Consider the following 15,301-nt stretch of genomic DNA (forward strand, 5'->3'; position numbering starts at 1 on the left):
CATGAAGCACACAAGCACCACGGCCGTTACCGTCACAAGACAGTCACACTTGACGCGTATTCTGGTCCAATTCGGACTTGTTCTCGCCTTGTTCGGCTGTCAGTCGGCACCAGACCGGTCAACGGACGACCCCACCCCGCACGCCCGGCAGCTGGTGGACCTCCGCGACAGGATCCTCACGTACACGGCCGGCCTGAAGCCTGACGCCGCGTACACCCCACCGGACGACACCCAGCGTGAGCGCGTCGCCGAGAGCGTCGGCCACCTCCTGGACGGCGACGCCGCGCAGGCCGAACGACTGCTCACCCCCCTCGGCCTCAGGCTCACCCGCCTCACCGACACCGAGTCCGGCCGCAGGTACGACGAGATCGCCGCCGCCCGCCCGGGCCGGGCCGCACGCTGGGGACGCCTCTACCTGACCGCCGACTCCGATGTCCGCTGGAACGCCCAGGTACCGCACCCGGTCTCCGACCGGCACACCGAACACCTCGGCGTGCGGCTCCTGGAGGACAACCCCGGCGGCTCGCTGGTCGTGGCCGGCGCGCACCGCAGAGCGGGCCGGGGCGACGCCGCCGACGTCGCCCACCGGGAGGACAGCCTCTTCCACGCCATCGTCGTGGAGCTCCAGAAACGCGACGTCCCCGGCGTGCAACTGCACGGCTTCGGCAAGGACTCGGACCATCCCTACGAGGCCGTCCTCTCCACCGGAGCCGCGCGGAGCACCCTCACCGAGGCCGCCGCCCTGGCCGACGGCATGCAGGCCGACGGGCTGCGGGTCTGCCGGGGCTGGTCGGCCCGCTGCCCCCTGGAAGGCACCACGAACGTCCAGGGCAAGGCCGCGGAGCGCCACCACGCCACGTTCCTCCACGTGGAACTCTCCCCTGACGCACGCGGCGACGGCTCCGACGCCGACGCCGCCGCCACGGCCCTCTCGGGGCTGGTCGCCACCTGGAACTCGGCCCGCCGCTGAGGACGGTGAGAGCCCGTCAGCAGCACCCCGCCGACGGCAGGGACCGCTTGTTCCGCGCCTCCTTGCTGCGCGCGGCGAGCAGTTCGTCGGCCGGGTAGCCGACCTCCTCCAGCGTCAGCCCGTGCGGCCGTACGACGTGCACGGCCGAGTCCCGTACGCCCGCCGCCAGCACCTTCGCGGGCCAGTCGGGCGGCCGGTGCCCGTCCCCCACGAACAACAGCGCCCCGATCAGCGAGCGCACCATGTTGTGGCAGAAGGCGTCGGCCCGCACGGTCGCGGTGATGATCCCGTCGTCGCCCTTCACGAGACTCAGCTCCTGGAGCGTACGGATCGTCGTCGCGCCCTCCCGCTTCTTGCAGTAGGCGGCGAAGTCGTGCTCGCCGAGCAGCCGCCGCGCGGCCTCGCTCATGGCGTCGACGTCCAGGGGCCAGTCATGCCACAGCACATGGTTCCGCAGCAGCGGGTCGACGCCCCCGGGGTTGTCGGTGACCCGGTACGCGTACCGCCTCCAGACCGCCGAGAAGCGCGCGTTGAACCCACTGGGCGCCTCCCTGAGTGCCCAGACCCGCACGTCCCTGGGCAGCCGGCCGGCGAGCCGCTTGAGCAGCTTCTGGCTGTGCTCGGCCCACACCTCACGCGGCAGGTCGACATGCGCCACCTGCCCCCGCGCGTGCACCCCGGCATCGGTACGCCCCGCCACGGTCAGCTCGTACGTCTTGCCCGACCGCGTCACGGTGCGCAGGGCGTCCTCGATCTCCCCCTGCACGGTCCGCCGCCCCCCGGCCTGCTTGGCCCACCCGGAGAACTCGCTCCCGTCGTACAACAGATCGAGCCGGACCCGGACGTGGCCGGCCTCTACTTCGTCACTCACCCCAGGATCCTCTCACCCACGCAAAAGGCGGGCCCGCCCCTGGAAGGGAACGGACCCGCCAACGCCCTCTCAGGGGGCGCGGGGGAACTGCGCGACAAGCCACGACGGGCCGCAGCCGCCGACGAGCAGCCCCCGGTGAACGCTTACGCGTCCTTCGACTCCTCGGCGGAAGCCTCGGCGGCCTCGTCGGCCGGCTTGGCGTCCTCGGCGGCCTCGTCGGACTTGGCCTCGACGGCCTCGTCCTTCTTGAGGGCGTCTTCCTTGACCGCACGCTTCGTCGCGGCCTCGGCCTCGCCGGTCGCCTCCTGCGCCACGGTCAGCCCCTCGACCAGCTCGATGACAGCCATGGGCGCGTTGTCGCCCCGGCGGTTACCGATCTTGGTGATGCGGGTGTAGCCACCCGGGCGGTTCTCGTAGCGCGGGCCGATCTCGGTGAAGAGCGTGTGGACGACGCTCTTGTCCGTGATGACCTGGAGCACCTGACGGCGGTTGTGAAGGTCGCCCTTCTTCGCCTTGGTGACCAGACGCTCGGCGTACGGGCGCAGCTTGCGCGCCTTCGCCTCGGTGGTGGTGATCCGGCCGTGCTCGAACAGCGCCTTCGCCAGGTTCGCGAGGAGCAGCTTCTCGTGCGCGGCGCTGCCGCCCATACGGGCACCCTTGGTGGGCTTCGGCATGGTGTTTCTCCTAGGTGTCTGCCCCGGCCGTATCAGGTACCGGGGTCAGTATCCGAGCGAGCGGTTGCCCGTCGGAGATCCGGGAGCCCTTTCGGACTCCCGGAGGGACCGCGCCCCGAAAGGGGCGCGGGGAACTGCGCGACCAGCCACGACGGACCGGCAGCCGAATCAGTACTGCTCGGTCTCCACGAAACCGGCGTCAGCGTCGTCATCGGCACCGAACGCGTCGGCGGCAGCCGTCGGGTCGAATCCGGGCGGGCTGTCCTTCAGGGCCAGGCCCATGCCGGCCAGCTTCGCCTTGACCTCGTCGATCGACTTCGCACCGAAGTTGCGAATGTCGAGGAGGTCGGCCTCGGAACGCGCCACGAGCTCACCCACGGAGTGGATGCCCTCGCGCTTGAGGCAGTTGTACGACCGAACGGTGAGCTCGAGCTCCTCGATCGGCAGCGCCAGGTCGGCGGCCAGGGCGGCGTCCGTGGGGGACGGGCCCATGTCGATGCCCTCGGCGTCGATGTTCAGCTCGCGGGCGAGACCGAACAGCTCGACCAGGGTCTTACCGGCGGACGCCATGGCGTCACGCGGCCGCATGGCCTGCTTGGTCTCGACGTCGACGATCAGCTTGTCGAAGTCGGTCCGCTGCTCGACACGCGTGGCCTCGACCTTGTACGTGACCTTGAGCACCGGCGAGTAGATCGAGTCGACCGGGATCCGGCCGATCTCCTGGCCGACCTGCTTGTTCTGCACGGCGGAGACGTAACCGCGGCCACGCTCGACCGTGAGCTCCATCTCCAGCTTGCCCTTGCCGTTGAGCGTGGCGAGGACCAGGTCGGGGTTGTGCACCTCGACACCGGCCGGCGGCGCGATGTCGGCGGCGGTGACCAGACCCGGACCCTGCTTGCGCAGGTACATCACGACCGGCTCGTCGTGCTCCGAGGAGACGACCAGCTGCTTGATGTTGAGGATCAGGTCGGTGACGTCCTCCTTGACGCCCGGCACGGTGGTGAACTCGTGCAGGACACCGTCGATGCGGATGGACGTGACCGCCGCACCCGGGATCGAGGAGAGGAGGGTCCGGCGCAGGGAGTTGCCGAGGGTGTAACCGAAGCCCGGCTCCAGCGGCTCGATCACGAACCGGGAGCGGAATTCGTCGACGACCTCTTCGGTCAACGAGGGACGCTGAGCGATCAGCATGTGTGGATCAGATCCTTCAGTCGTGGGCGCCCGCTATTTGACGCCCGACGGGAACCGCCCCCGACACGAAGAGGCGGGTACTGCAAGGGTACGGGCGATACGGCCCTTTTACGGAGCCGTACCGCCCGGCTGTTACATGTGGGGGACAACCCCCACACCCCCGGCCGGAAAGACCGGAGGCACAGCAAGCCCTGGAAGCGCTCGCGTCAGACGCGGCGGCGCTTCGGCGGACGGCAGCCGTTGTGCGGGGTCGGGGTGACGTCCTGGATGGAGCCGACCTCGAGGCCCGTGGCCTGCAGGGAGCGGATCGCGGTCTCACGACCGGAACCCGGGCCCTTCACGAACACGTCGACCTTGCGCATGCCGTGCTCCTGGGCGCGGCGGGCGGCCGACTCGGCGGCCATCTGCGCGGCGAACGGCGTGGACTTCCGGGAGCCCTTGAAGCCGACGTGGCCGGCGGAGGCCCAGGAGATCACGTTGCCGGACGGGTCCGTGATCGAGACGATCGTGTTGTTGAACGTGCTCTTGATGTGCGCGTGGCCGTGAGCGACGTTCTTCTTTTCCTTGCGGCGCACCTTCTTGGCAGCGCCCTGACGACCCTTGGGGGGCATCTATAACTCCTACGGGAGGTGGTCGGTCCTACAGCGAAGACCGCTGGACGGCGAGTCCGCTGCGGACTACTTCTTGCCCGGCTTCTTCTTGCCGGCGATGGCGCGACGCGGGCCCTTGCGGGTACGGGCGTTCGTGCTGGTGCGCTGACCGCGGACGGGCAGGCCGCGACGGTGACGCAGACCCTGGTACGTACCGATCTCGACCTTGCGGCGGATGTCGGCCTGGACCTCGCGACGGAGGTCACCCTCGGTCTTGATGTTGTTGTCGACGTACTCGCGGATCGCGACGAGCTGCTCCTCGGAGAGGTCGCGAACGCGGGTGTTCGGGTCGACGCCGGTGGCGGCCAGCGTCTGCTGCGAGAGGGTCCGGCCGATGCCGAACACATAGGTGAGGGCGATCTCCACGCGCTTTTCGCGCGGGATGTCAACACCGGAAACGCGTGCCATTCAATGGCTCCAGTTGCTTGACGGAGGTCTTCCGCAGAACCGACTCCCAGCCGCCGTACGAGGTACGAACCGGGTCCCCGGCCTCCGACCGGGGGTGTCAGACCCGAGGGTCCGGGCTCTGCGTATGAACATATTCAGCTTGCGTCGCGCGAATCCCTGCGAGGAATGCAGAGGGATCGGTCGTGCGTCAGCCCTGGCGCTGCTTGTGGCGCGGGTTGTCGCAGATGACCATGACCCGGCCGTGACGGCGGATCACCCTGCACTTGTCGCAGATCTTCTTGACGCTCGGCTTGACCTTCATTGGGTGAGGTTCTCCGGGTCAGTGCCACCACCCCGCCGGAAGCGGGATGCGGGCAAGATCTACTTGTAGCGGTAGACGATCCGGCCACGCGTCAGGTCGTACGGAGACAGCTCCACCACGACCCGGTCGTCAGGGAGGATGCGGATGTAGTGCATGCGCATCTTGCCGCTGATGTGTGCCAGGACCTGGTGGCCGTTCTGGAGCTCGACCTTGAACATGGCGTTCGGAAGAGACTCGACGACAGTGCCCTCGATCTCGATGGCACCTTGCTTCTTGGCCACGCTTCGCCCTTCGAATCGACTACCTTGATCGACTCCGTGCGGGCGCATGCAGGCATGCGGGTACACAAGAGCCGACGAGTCAGTCTACGTCAGAGCCCTCGGAAACACGAATCGAGAAGTCTGCCCCAGCGCGGAGATCCTTAAGCGCCCTGTCAGGGGCGCGGGGAACCGCGCGACCGGGCTCCCACGGCCCGCAAGCCGCCGACCGTCGCGACCGGGCTCCAAGGAAGGCGCTCAGCCCAGCGGATCGGGAGCTGCTGTGATGCCCAGCTCCGCGAGCTTCGCCTTGCCCCCGTCGGGAGACGTCAGCACCAGCAAGCCCTCTTCCGTCAGGGCCACGGAGTGCTCCCAGTGGGACGACCAGGTGCCGTCCGTGGTGACGACCGTCCAGTCGTCCTCCAGGACCTCCGTCTTCGGCGTCCCCAGGGAGACCATCGGCTCGATCGCCAGGCAGAACCCGGGCACCAGCTTGGGGCCCTTGCCGCGCCGCCGCTCGACGTAGTTCAGCAGGTGCGGGTCCATGTGCATCTCGGTACCGATGCCGTGGCCGCCGTAGTCCTCGACGATCCCGTAGCGGCCGCCGCCGGGCTTGGGCTGGCGGCGGATGTACGTCTCGATCGCCCGGGAGACGTCGACCAGCCGGTTGCCCTGCTTCATGGCCGCGATGCCGGCCCACATCGACTCCTCGGTCACCCGGGAGAGCTCGACCAGCTCCGGGGCGTGGCCGGAGCCGACGAAGGCCGTGTAGGCGGCGTCGCCGTGCCAGCCGTCGATGATCGCGCCGCAGTCGATGGAGATGACGTCCCCGTCCTTGAGGACGACGTCGTCCGACGGGATGCCGTGGACGACGACCTCGTTCACCGAGGTGCAGATGGTCGCGGGGAAGCCGCCGTAGCCGAGGAAGTTCGACTTGGCGTCGTGCTCGGCGAGCACCTTGCGGGCGACCTGGTCCAGATCCCTCGTCGTGGCCCCGGGCACGGCGGCCTCGCGGGTCGCCGCGTGAATGGCGGCGACGACCAGCCCCGCCTCACGCATCCTGGCGATCTGCTCGGGGGTCTTGATCTGCACCATGGGGGCTACGGCCTTTCTGGACCGGAGGGTGTACGGACGCCTTCAACGATACGGGGCCGTTCGGCCGGCCCCGCCCACACAGCGGCCGCGGCTCCCCCCGGGGGGAACCGCGGCCGGTAGCTGCGTACGGACGACTACTTGTCGTCCTCGCCACGCTTCAGCGCCTCCATGGCGCGGGTCGTGACGTCCTCCACCTTGCCGAGCGCCGAGATCGTGACCACCAGGCCCTGGGCCTTGTAGTAGTCGATGATCGGCTCGGTCTGGGTGTGGTAGACCTCCAGCCGCTTGCGGACGGTCTCCTCGGAGTCGTCGTCGCGCTGGTAGAGCTCGCCGCCGCAGACGTCGCAGACGCCCTCCTTGGCCGGCGGCTTGTACGTCACGTGGAACACGTGCGCCGACTCGTTGCGGCAGACACGGCGGCCGGCGATCCGCTTGACCACCTCGTCCTCGGGGACCTCCAGGTCCAGCACCGCGTCGAGCTGCATGCTCTCGGTCTCGAGCAGCTCGTCGAGCGCCTCGGCCTGGGAGACGTTGCGGGGGAAGCCGTCCAGCAGGAAACCGTTCTCGGCGTCCGGCTGCTCCATGCGGTCCTTCGCCATCGCGATGGTGACCTCGTCGGGCACCAGATTGCCCGCGTCCATGTAGGACTTCGCCAGTTTGCCGAGTTCCGTCTGCCGGCTGATGTTGGCCCGGAACAGGTCGCCCGTGGAGATGTGCGGGATCGACAGGTTCTTGGCCAGGAACGCGGCCTGCGTTCCCTTACCGGCACCCGGCGGCCCGACGAGGACGATACGCATCAGCGGAGGAACCCTTCGTAATTGCGCTGCTGGAGCTGGCTCTCGATCTGCTTCACCGTCTCGAGACCGACACCCACGATGATCAGGATGCTGGTCCCGCCGAACGGGAAGTTCTGGTCTGCCCCGAAACCAGCCAACGCCATCGTCGGCACGAGAGCGATCAGCCCCAAGTACAGCGAACCCGGCCAGGTGATCCGGTTGAGCACGTACGACAGGTACTCAGCGGTCGGTCGGCCAGCCCGGATGCCCGGGATGAAGCCACCATACTTCTTCATGTTGTCGGCGACTTCTTCGGGGTTGAAGGAGATGGCCACGTAGAAGAAGGCGAAGAAAATGATCAGGAGGAAGTAGAGGACGATGTGCATCGGGGCGCTCGGAAGCGCGAGATTCTTCTCGATCCAGATCTTCCAGCCGGAGTTTCCACCGGCGAACTGCGCGATCAGCGCCGGGATGTAGAGCAGCGACGAGGCGAAGATCACAGGGATGATGCCGGCCTGGTTGACCTTCAGCGGAATGTACGTCGACGTACCGCCGTAGGACCGGCGGCCGATCATGCGCTTCGCGTACTGGACCGGGATGCGGCGCTGGGCCTGCTCGACGAAGACCACCAGGCCGATCACGACGAGACCGACCGCGATGACGGTGCCGAACTCGATCCAGCCGCCGGCCAGGGAGCCCTGCGACTTGATGGCCCACAGGGCGGACGGGAAGGTGGCGGCGATCGAGATGAACATCAGGATCGACATGCCGTTGCCGATGCCGCGGTCGGTGATGAGCTCGCCGAGCCACATCACGGTCGCCGTACCGGCGGTCATGGTGATGACCATGGTGACGGTGACGAAGATCGACTGGTCAGGGACGATCTGGCTGGCCACCGGGCAGTTCTGGAACAGGGCGCCGCTGCGGGCGGTGGCGACGAGGCCGGTGCCCTGGAGGATGGCGAGGGCGATCGTCAGGTACCGGGTGTACTGGGTGATCTTCGCCGTACCGGCCTGGCCCTCCTTCTTCAGGGCTTCCAGACGCGGGATCACCACGGTCAGCAGCTGCAGAATGATGCTCGCCGTGATGTACGGCATGATGCCCAGTGCGAAGATCGTGATCTGCAGCAGCGCGCCGCCGCTGAACATGTTGACCAGACCGAAGAGGCCTTGGTTCGCCTCGGCTTGGTCGATGCAGGTCTGGACGTTCCGGTAGTCGACGCCCGGGATCGGGACGTGCGTACCCACCCGGTAGACCACGATGATGAAGAGCGTGAAGAGCAGCTTCTTGCGCAGGTCGGGCGTCTTGAACGCCCGGGCGAACGCGGTGAGCACGGTGCCTCCTGCGACCCCCGCGCAACTGCGTCAAGGGTGACGTCTTGAGAGTCCAATGGAACAACGACATAGGTAACGGTCAACTGCCGCTCAGAGTGCCCGAAGTGAAGCACCCTGTGAAAGTGGGCAGTGCAGGCCACCTTACCGGCGAGACTGCCGCCCTAGGAACGACCAACCGGGGATACCCCATATGTGGGGTATCCCCGGTCGGGATCGCTCAGGTCATCGAGACGCCTGTCGAGTTCAGACGAGCTCGGTGACGGTACCGCCGGCGGCGGTGATCTTCTCCTTGGCGGAGCCGGAGACGGCGTCGACCGTCACCTGCAGCGCCACGGAGATCTCGCCCTGGCCGAGGACCTTGACGAGGCTGTTCTTGCGAACGGCCCCCTTGGCCACCAGCCCCTCGACGGTGACCTCGCCACCCTCGGGGTAGAGCGAGGCCAGCTTGTCGAGGTTCACGACCTGGTACTCGGTCTTGAACGGGTTCTTGAAGCCCTTCAGCTTCGGGAGACGCATGTGGAGGGGCATCTGGCCACCCTCGAAGCGCTCCGGAACCTGGTAGCGGGCCTTCGTGCCCTTCGTACCACGACCGGCCGTCTTACCCTTCGACGCCTCACCACGACCCACACGGGTCTTGGCGGTCTTGGCGCCCGGGGCGGGACGGAGGTTGTGGATCTTGAGCGGGTTGTTCTCCGCCATGATCAGTCGACCTCCTCGACCGTCACGAGGTGGCGGACGGTGTGCACCATGCCGCGGAACTCGGGGCGGTCCTCCTTGACGACCTGCGTGTTGATGCCCTTGAGACCAAGGGAGCGCAGGGTGTCACGGTGGTTCTGCTTGCTGCCGATGTAGGACTTGACCTGCGTAATCTTGAGCTGCGCCATGATTACGCACCCGCCCCGGCACGCGCACGGAGAAGAGCCGCGGGGGCGACGTCCTCGAGCGGCAGACCACGGCGGGCCGCGATCTCCTCGGGACGCTGCAGGCCCTTCAGGGCCTCCACGGTCGCGTGCACGATGTTGATGGCGTTGTCGGAGCCGAGCGACTTCGACAGCACGTCGTGGATACCGGCGCACTCGAGCACGGCACGCACCGGTCCACCGGCGATCACACCGGTACCGGGCGACGCGGGCTTGAGCAGCACGACGCCGGCAGCCTTCTCACCCTGGATGGGGTGCGGGATGGTGCCCTGGATCCGGGGGACCTTGAAGAAGTGCTTCTTGGCCTCCTCAACACCCTTGGCGATGGCGGCCGGCACCTCCTTGGCCTTGCCGTATCCGACACCCACGGTGCCGTCACCGTCGCCCACCACGACCAGCGCGGTGAAGCTGAAGCGACGACCACCCTTCACAACCTTGGCGACGCGGTTGATCGCGACAACGCGCTCAACGTACGCGGTCTTCTCGGCGGCGGCGTTGCCACCGTCGCGACCCTTCCGGTCCCGCCGCTCGCCGCCACCGGCACCGCCACCGCGGCGCTGGGGTCCAGCCATTGGAATTACCTCTCTCTGTTTCCGCTAGCTACGGAACCGACTCAGAACTTGAGTCCGGCCTCGCGGGCGGCGTCCGCCAGGGCGGCGATGCGCCCCGCGTACTGGTTACCACCACGGTCGAACACGACGGCCTCGACACCGGCGGCCTTGGCGCGCTCGGCGACCAGGGCGCCGACCTGCTTGGCCTGCGCGGACTTGTCGCCCTCGCCGCCGCGGATCGAGCTGTCCAGGGTGGACGCCGACGCAAGGGTGTGACCCTTGATGTCGTCGATCACCTGGGCCACGATGTGGCGGTTCGAGCGGGTAACGACCAGACGCGGACGCTCCGCCGTACCGTTGATGTGCTTACGGATCCGGATGTGGCGGCGCTTGATCGCGGCGCGCTTGTAGGCGTCGCCCTTAAGGATCTTCTGTCCGTATGCCATGGCTTACTTACCCGCCTTTCCGACCTTGCGGCGGATGACTTCGCCCTCGTACTTGACGCCCTTGGCCTTGTACGGGTCGGGCTTGCGCAGCTTGCGGATATTGGCCGCAACCTCGCCGACCTTCTGCTTGTCGATGCCCTCGACCGAGAAACGGGTCGGGGACTCCACCTTGAAGGTGATGCCCTCGGGGGCCTCGACCAGGATCGGGTGGCTGTAGCCCAGGGAGAACTCCAGGTTGGAGCCCTTGGCCACGACACGGTAACCGACACCGCTGATTTCGAGCTTCTTGACGTATCCCGTGGTCACACCGGTGATCATGTTCGCCACCAGCGTGCGGGACAGGCCGTGCAGGGCCTTGCTCTGCCGCTCGTCGTTGGGCCGGAGCACCTGAAGGGTGCCGTCCTCGGCCTTGGCGATGTCGATCGGCGCGATGACGGTGTGGGTCAGTTCGCCCTTGGGGCCCTTGACCGCGACCGTACGGCCGTCGATGGTGACGTCCACGCCGGCGGGAACCGGGATGGGGAGCTTGCCGATACGCGACATTGCTGTCTCTCCTCCGTTCCCGAATTACCAGACGTAGGCGAGGACTTCCCCACCCACGCCCTTCTTCTGCGCCTGCTTGTCGGTCAGGAGCCCGTGCGACGTGGAGATGATGGCCACGCCCAGGCCGCCCAGAACCTTCGGCAGGTTGGTGGACTTCGCGTACACCCGGAGACCGGGCTTGGAGATCCGCTTGATGCCCGCGATGGAGCGCTCACGGTTGGGGCCGAACTTCAGCTCCAGGACGAGGTTCTTGCCGACCTCGGCGTCCTCGACCTTCCAGCCCGTGATGAAGCCCTCCTGCTGGAGGATCTCCGCGATGTGCGACTTGATCTTCGATGCCGGCATCGTCACGGAGTCGTGGTATGCCGAGTTCGCGTTCCGCAGACGGGTCAGCATGTCTGCGATCGGATCAGTCATGGTCATGAATTGGCCTTCGGCCTCTCTCGCCGGGGTTTCCTGGTGCGCCATCCCTCTCCCCGATCCGAGACGGGACGGGTGCGGCGCGGTGGACCTACGGCGTAGTAAGTCGTAAGGGCGGCGGCAGACGCCCAACCCCACAAGCCTAAGGCATGTGAGCTGGACGTCCTGCCGCCCCAGATGCTTACCGAGAGCCCTGCGAATCCCTTGTTAGGGGGATTACCAGGAGCTCTTGGTCACGCCCGGCAGCTCGCCACGGTGAGCCATCTCACGAAGGCACACGCGGCAGAGGCCGAACTTGCGGTACACGGAGTGCGGGCGGCCGCAGCGCTGGCAGCGGGTGTAGCCACGCACACCGAACTTGGGCTTGCGAGCAGCCTTAGCGATCAGAGCCTTCTTCGCCATCTCGCTCACGCCTCCTTGAAGGGGAAGCCGAGGTGACGAAGGAGCGCGCGGCCCTCAGCGTCGTTGGTCGCCGTGGTCACCACGGTGATGTCCATACCCCGGGTGCGGTCGATCTTGTCCTGGTCGATCTCGTGGAACATGACCTGCTCCGTGAGACCGAAGGTGTAGTTGCCACGGCCGTCGAACTGCTTGGGGGACAGGCCGCGGAAGTCGCGGATGCGCGGCAGCGCGAGCGACAGGGTGCGGTCCAGGAACTCCCACATGCGGTCGCCACGGAGCGTGACGTGGGCACCGATCGGCTGGCCCTCACGCAGCTTGAACTGCGCGATGGACTTGCGGGCCTTGGTGACGGCCGGCTTCTGACCGGTGATCGTGGTGAGGTCCTTGATGGCACCCTCGATCAGCTTGGAGTCGCGGGCGGCGTCACCCACACCCATGTTGACCACGATCTTGACGAGACCGGGGATCTGCATGACGTTCTCGTACTTGAACTCGTCACGCAGCTTGCCCGTGATCTCCTCACGGTACTTCTGCTTCAGACGCGGGCTGGTGGTGGTCGTCATCAGATGTCCTCACCCGTCCGCTTGGCAACGCGGATCTTGTTGCCTTCGTCGTCGAAGCGGTAACCGACGCGGGTCACGACCTTGTTGCCGTCCTTCTCCACGACCAGCTGGACGTTGGAGACGTGGATCGGCGCCTCGGTGGTGACGATGCCGCCGGCCTGCGAACCGCGAGCCGTCGGACCGGCCTTGGTGTGCTTCTTGACCCGGTTGACACCCTCGACCAGGACGCGGTCCTCGCGGGGGAAGGCCGCGATGACCTTGCCCTGCTTGCCCTTGTCCTTGCCGGTGATGACCTGGACCAGGTCGCCCTTCTTGATCTTCATGCTCACAGCACCTCCGGCGCGAGGGAGATGATCTTCATGAACTTCTTCTCGCGCAGCTCACGGCCGACCGGGCCGAAGATACGGGTGCCACGAGGGTCGCCGTCGTTCTTGAGAATGACGGCGGCGTTCTCGTCGAAGCGGATGTACGAGCCGTCCGGACGGCGGCGCTCCTTGACGGTGCGAACGATGACCGCCTTGACGACGTCACCCTTCTTCACGTTGCCACCGGGGATCGCGTCCTTGACGGTGGCGACGATGACGTCACCGACACCCGCGTAGCGGCGACCAGAGCCACCGAGCACACGGATGCAAAGGATCTCCTTAGCACCAGTGTTGTCGGCGACACGCAGTCGCGACTCCTGCTGGATCACGTCTATCTCCTGATTGTCTGCCGGTTCCCGGGGCGGGTGCGACAGTTGCACACCCACCCCGAGCCTGGCGGAACGGTGCCTAGGGGGTCCCCCTAGGAGGGATTACTTGGCCTTCTCGAGGATCTCGACGACGCGCCAGCGCTTGGTCGCGGACAGCGGCCGGGTCTCCATGAGGAGGACGCGGTCGCCGACACCCGCGGCGTTCTGCTCGTCGTGGGCCTTGAGCTTGTTCGTACGGCGGATGACCTTGCCGTACAGCGCGTGCTTGACGCGGTCCTCGACGGCGACGACGACGGTCTTGTCCATCTTGTCGCTGACGACCAGACCCTCACGGGTCTTGCGGAAACCGCGGTCCGTCTTGGTCTCTTCAGTCACGTTGCTCTCGCTCATCAGGCACTCTCCACCGTCTCGATGCCCAGCTCGCGCTCACGCATCAGGGTGTAGATCCGCGCGATGTCCTTGCGGACGGCCTTGAGCCGACCGTGGTTCTCGAGCTGACCCGTCGCCGCCTGGAAGCGGAGGTTGAACAGCTCTTCCTTGGCCTCGCGGAGCTTCGCCAGAAGCTCCTCGTTGCCCAGCTCGCGCAGCTCCGACGCCTTGGTACCGGCCGACATCACGCTTCACCTGCCTCGCGCTTGACGATCTTGCACTTCATCGGCAGCTTGTGAGCCGCACGGGTCAGGGCCTCGCGCGCGATCTTCTCGTTGGGGTACGACAGCTCGAACATCACGCGTCCGGGCTTGACGTTGGCCACCCACCACTCCGGCGAACCCTTACCGGAACCCATGCGGGTCTCGGCCGGCTTCTTGGTGAGGGGGCGGTCCGGGTAGATGTTGATCCAGACCTTGCCACCACGCTTGATGTGACGCGTCATGGCGATACGAGCGGCCTCGATCTGGCGGTTCGTCACATAGGCCGGGGTCAGCGCCTGGATGCCGTACTCGCCGAACGCAACCTGCGTGCCACCCTTGGACATGCCGCTGCGCTTGGGGTGGTGCTGCTTGCGGTGCTTGACCCTACGGGGGATCAGCATGTCGGTCAGGCCTCCGTTCCGGTGCTCTCAGCCGGAGCGGCGGCGGGAGCCTCGGCCTTGGGGGCCTCGGCAGCCGGAGCCTGCTGCGGCTTACGACCGCGCCCGCCACGCTCGCCACCACGGCCACCACGGGCCGGGCGGTCAGCGCCACCACGGGCCGGGCGGTTACCCGCACGGGCGGCGGCGTTCTCGGCGCGGACCTCGGCGATGTTCTTGACGTCGCCCTTGTAGATCCAGACCTTCACACCGATGCGGCCGAAGGTCGTCTTGGCCTCGAAGAAGCCGTAGTCCACGTTCGCGCGGAGCGTGTGCAGGGGCACACGGCCCTCGCGGTAGAACTCCGAGCGGGACATCTCGGCGCCACCGAGGCGGCCACCGCACTGGATCTTGATGCCCTTGGCGCCGGCCTTCATCGTGCCCTGCATGCTCTTACGCATGGCGCGACGGAAGGAGACGCGGGAGGAGAGCTGCTCGGCGACGGCCTGGGCAACCAGCTGAGCGTCCGTCTCGGGGCTCTTGACCTCGAGGATGTTCAGCTGGACCTGCTTGCCGGTGAGCTTCTCGAGGTCACCGCGGATGCGGTCGGCCTCGGCGCCGCGGCGGCCGATCACGATGCCCGGACGCGCGGTGTGGATGTCCACACGCACACGGTCACGGGTGCGCTCGATCTCGACCTTGGAGATGCCGGCGCGCTCCATGCCGGACGTCATCATCCGACGGATGGCGACGTCTTCCTTGACGTAGTCCTTGTACAGCTTGTCGGCGTACCAACGCGACTTGAAGTCGGTCGTGACACCGAGCCGGAACCCGTGCGGGTTTACCTTCTGGCCCATTACCGGGTTCCTTCCTTGCTGCTGACGACCACGGTGATGTGGCTGGTCCGCTTGCGGATCCGGTAGGCACGGCCCTGGGCGCGCGGCCGGAACCGCTTCAGGGTCGGGCCCTCGTCGACGTAGGCCTCGGAAATGAAGAGGCTGTCGACATCGGTGTGGTCGTAGTTGTGCGCGGCGTTGGCGATGGCGCTGTCCAGCACCTTGCCGACCGGCACGCTCGCGGCCTGCGGGGCGAAACGCAGGACCGCCTGAGCCTCCGTGGCATCCATGCCACGGATGAGGTCCACCACGCGGCGGGCCTTCATGGGCGTGACGCGGATGTACCGCGCCTGGGCCCTGGCTTCCATGGTTGTCCCTTCAGTGTCTGTC

The 15,301-nt window shown here is 67.1% G+C and carries 26 protein-coding genes; 1 reads left to right on the forward strand and 25 read right to left on the reverse strand.

What is annotated here, in order from left to right:
• The first annotated feature begins 49 nt into the window (after window positions 1-49).
• Entirely contained in the window at window positions 50-970 is a 921-nt protein-coding gene (locus ACZ5TL_RS34275; RefSeq protein WP_468594708.1) for a hypothetical protein, read from the forward strand.
• A 16-nt stretch (window positions 971-986) separates the two neighbouring features.
• On the opposite strand, the gene truA is transcribed toward ACZ5TL_RS34275, so the two are convergent.
• The 25 genes from truA to rplV form a co-directional block, all read right to left on the reverse strand.
• Window positions 987-1,841: a tRNA pseudouridine(38-40) synthase TruA gene (truA, locus tag ACZ5TL_RS34280; RefSeq protein WP_468594709.1), complete on the reverse strand. Its 855-nt coding sequence runs from the start codon at window positions 1,839-1,841 to the stop codon at window positions 987-989.
• Between the two features lie 143 nt (window positions 1,842-1,984).
• The gene (gene rplQ / locus ACZ5TL_RS34285) at window positions 1,985-2,515 is read right to left on the reverse strand and encodes a 50S ribosomal protein L17 (protein WP_468594710.1); all 531 of its coding nucleotides are present in this window, start codon (window positions 2,513-2,515) and stop codon (window positions 1,985-1,987) included.
• A 168-nt stretch (window positions 2,516-2,683) separates the two neighbouring features.
• Window positions 2,684-3,706, reverse strand: coding sequence for a DNA-directed RNA polymerase subunit alpha (locus tag ACZ5TL_RS34290; protein WP_003966937.1), 1,023 nt, complete (start codon window positions 3,704-3,706; stop codon window positions 2,684-2,686).
• A gap of 206 nt (window positions 3,707-3,912) precedes the next feature.
• Window positions 3,913-4,317: a 30S ribosomal protein S11 gene (rpsK, locus tag ACZ5TL_RS34295; protein ID WP_003956432.1), complete on the reverse strand. Its 405-nt coding sequence runs from the start codon at window positions 4,315-4,317 to the stop codon at window positions 3,913-3,915.
• A gap of 66 nt (window positions 4,318-4,383) precedes the next feature.
• On the reverse strand, window positions 4,384-4,764 hold the full coding sequence (gene rpsM / locus ACZ5TL_RS34300) for a 30S ribosomal protein S13 (protein ID WP_003974244.1): 381 nt from the start codon (window positions 4,762-4,764) through the stop codon (window positions 4,384-4,386).
• Window positions 4,765-4,951: 187 nt separating this feature from the next.
• Window positions 4,952-5,065 carry a 50S ribosomal protein L36 gene (gene rpmJ / locus ACZ5TL_RS34305; protein ID WP_003974245.1) on the reverse strand — a complete coding sequence of 38 codons (114 nt, stop codon included), beginning with the start codon at window positions 5,063-5,065 and terminating at the stop codon, window positions 4,952-4,954.
• 59 nt (window positions 5,066-5,124) lie between these two features.
• Entirely contained in the window at window positions 5,125-5,346 is a 222-nt protein-coding gene (gene infA, locus ACZ5TL_RS34310; RefSeq protein WP_003948620.1) for a translation initiation factor IF-1, read from the reverse strand.
• 234 nt (window positions 5,347-5,580) lie between these two features.
• The gene (gene map / locus ACZ5TL_RS34315) at window positions 5,581-6,417 is read right to left on the reverse strand and encodes a type I methionyl aminopeptidase (protein ID WP_468594711.1); all 837 of its coding nucleotides are present in this window, start codon (window positions 6,415-6,417) and stop codon (window positions 5,581-5,583) included.
• Window positions 6,418-6,551: 134 nt separating this feature from the next.
• The gene (locus tag ACZ5TL_RS34320) at window positions 6,552-7,214 is read right to left on the reverse strand and encodes an adenylate kinase (protein ID WP_468594712.1); all 663 of its coding nucleotides are present in this window, start codon (window positions 7,212-7,214) and stop codon (window positions 6,552-6,554) included.
• Window positions 7,214-8,527 carry a preprotein translocase subunit SecY gene (gene secY, locus ACZ5TL_RS34325; RefSeq protein ID WP_468594713.1) on the reverse strand — a complete coding sequence of 438 codons (1,314 nt, stop codon included), beginning with the start codon at window positions 8,525-8,527 and terminating at the stop codon, window positions 7,214-7,216. The genes ACZ5TL_RS34320 and secY overlap by 1 nt, the downstream gene beginning before the upstream one ends.
• Before the next feature lie 243 nt (window positions 8,528-8,770).
• Window positions 8,771-9,226, reverse strand: a complete 456-nt coding sequence (gene rplO / locus ACZ5TL_RS34330) for a 50S ribosomal protein L15 (protein WP_053846784.1) — start codon at window positions 9,224-9,226, stop codon at window positions 8,771-8,773.
• 2 nt (window positions 9,227-9,228) lie between these two features.
• Entirely contained in the window at window positions 9,229-9,411 is a 183-nt protein-coding gene (gene rpmD / locus ACZ5TL_RS34335) for a 50S ribosomal protein L30 (RefSeq protein WP_003974250.1), read from the reverse strand.
• A 2-nt stretch (window positions 9,412-9,413) separates the two neighbouring features.
• Complete coding sequence (rpsE, locus tag ACZ5TL_RS34340; RefSeq protein ID WP_055622532.1) at window positions 9,414-10,019, reverse strand: 30S ribosomal protein S5; 606 nt, start codon at window positions 10,017-10,019, stop codon at window positions 9,414-9,416.
• A gap of 41 nt (window positions 10,020-10,060) precedes the next feature.
• Window positions 10,061-10,444, reverse strand: coding sequence for a 50S ribosomal protein L18 (gene rplR, locus ACZ5TL_RS34345; protein ID WP_003992369.1), 384 nt, complete (start codon window positions 10,442-10,444; stop codon window positions 10,061-10,063).
• Window positions 10,445-10,447: 3 nt separating this feature from the next.
• Window positions 10,448-10,987 carry a 50S ribosomal protein L6 gene (rplF, locus tag ACZ5TL_RS34350; RefSeq protein ID WP_030839651.1) on the reverse strand — a complete coding sequence of 180 codons (540 nt, stop codon included), beginning with the start codon at window positions 10,985-10,987 and terminating at the stop codon, window positions 10,448-10,450.
• A 24-nt stretch (window positions 10,988-11,011) separates the two neighbouring features.
• Complete coding sequence (rpsH, locus tag ACZ5TL_RS34355; RefSeq protein ID WP_030839654.1) at window positions 11,012-11,410, reverse strand: 30S ribosomal protein S8; 399 nt, start codon at window positions 11,408-11,410, stop codon at window positions 11,012-11,014.
• A 213-nt stretch (window positions 11,411-11,623) separates the two neighbouring features.
• Complete coding sequence (locus tag ACZ5TL_RS34360; RefSeq protein ID WP_003948630.1) at window positions 11,624-11,809, reverse strand: type Z 30S ribosomal protein S14; 186 nt, start codon at window positions 11,807-11,809, stop codon at window positions 11,624-11,626.
• A 5-nt stretch (window positions 11,810-11,814) separates the two neighbouring features.
• Entirely contained in the window at window positions 11,815-12,372 is a 558-nt protein-coding gene (gene rplE, locus ACZ5TL_RS34365; RefSeq protein ID WP_003992366.1) for a 50S ribosomal protein L5, read from the reverse strand.
• Window positions 12,372-12,695, reverse strand: coding sequence for a 50S ribosomal protein L24 (rplX, locus tag ACZ5TL_RS34370; RefSeq protein WP_003992365.1), 324 nt, complete (start codon window positions 12,693-12,695; stop codon window positions 12,372-12,374). The genes rplE and rplX overlap by 1 nt, the downstream gene beginning before the upstream one ends.
• A gap of 2 nt (window positions 12,696-12,697) precedes the next feature.
• Window positions 12,698-13,066: a 50S ribosomal protein L14 gene (rplN, locus tag ACZ5TL_RS34375; RefSeq protein ID WP_041985720.1), complete on the reverse strand. Its 369-nt coding sequence runs from the start codon at window positions 13,064-13,066 to the stop codon at window positions 12,698-12,700.
• Between the two features lie 102 nt (window positions 13,067-13,168).
• Window positions 13,169-13,456, reverse strand: coding sequence for a 30S ribosomal protein S17 (rpsQ, locus tag ACZ5TL_RS34380; RefSeq protein ID WP_010036717.1), 288 nt, complete (start codon window positions 13,454-13,456; stop codon window positions 13,169-13,171).
• Window positions 13,456-13,680 (reverse strand): 50S ribosomal protein L29, encoded by a 225-nt coding sequence (rpmC, locus tag ACZ5TL_RS34385; protein WP_003974259.1) that lies wholly within the window; start codon window positions 13,678-13,680, stop codon window positions 13,456-13,458. The genes rpsQ and rpmC overlap by 1 nt, the downstream gene beginning before the upstream one ends.
• The gene (gene rplP / locus ACZ5TL_RS34390; RefSeq protein WP_059424836.1) at window positions 13,680-14,099 is read right to left on the reverse strand and encodes a 50S ribosomal protein L16; all 420 of its coding nucleotides are present in this window, start codon (window positions 14,097-14,099) and stop codon (window positions 13,680-13,682) included. Before rplP ends, rpmC begins: the two co-directional genes overlap by 1 nt.
• Before the next feature lie 5 nt (window positions 14,100-14,104).
• The gene (rpsC, locus tag ACZ5TL_RS34395) at window positions 14,105-14,932 is read right to left on the reverse strand and encodes a 30S ribosomal protein S3 (protein WP_037929573.1); all 828 of its coding nucleotides are present in this window, start codon (window positions 14,930-14,932) and stop codon (window positions 14,105-14,107) included.
• Entirely contained in the window at window positions 14,932-15,279 is a 348-nt protein-coding gene (gene rplV / locus ACZ5TL_RS34400; protein WP_006130776.1) for a 50S ribosomal protein L22, read from the reverse strand. The genes rpsC and rplV overlap by 1 nt, the downstream gene beginning before the upstream one ends.
• Between the last annotated feature and the right edge of the window lie 22 nt (window positions 15,280-15,301).

This window comes from Streptomyces sp. NPDC033136, assembly GCF_055578235.1.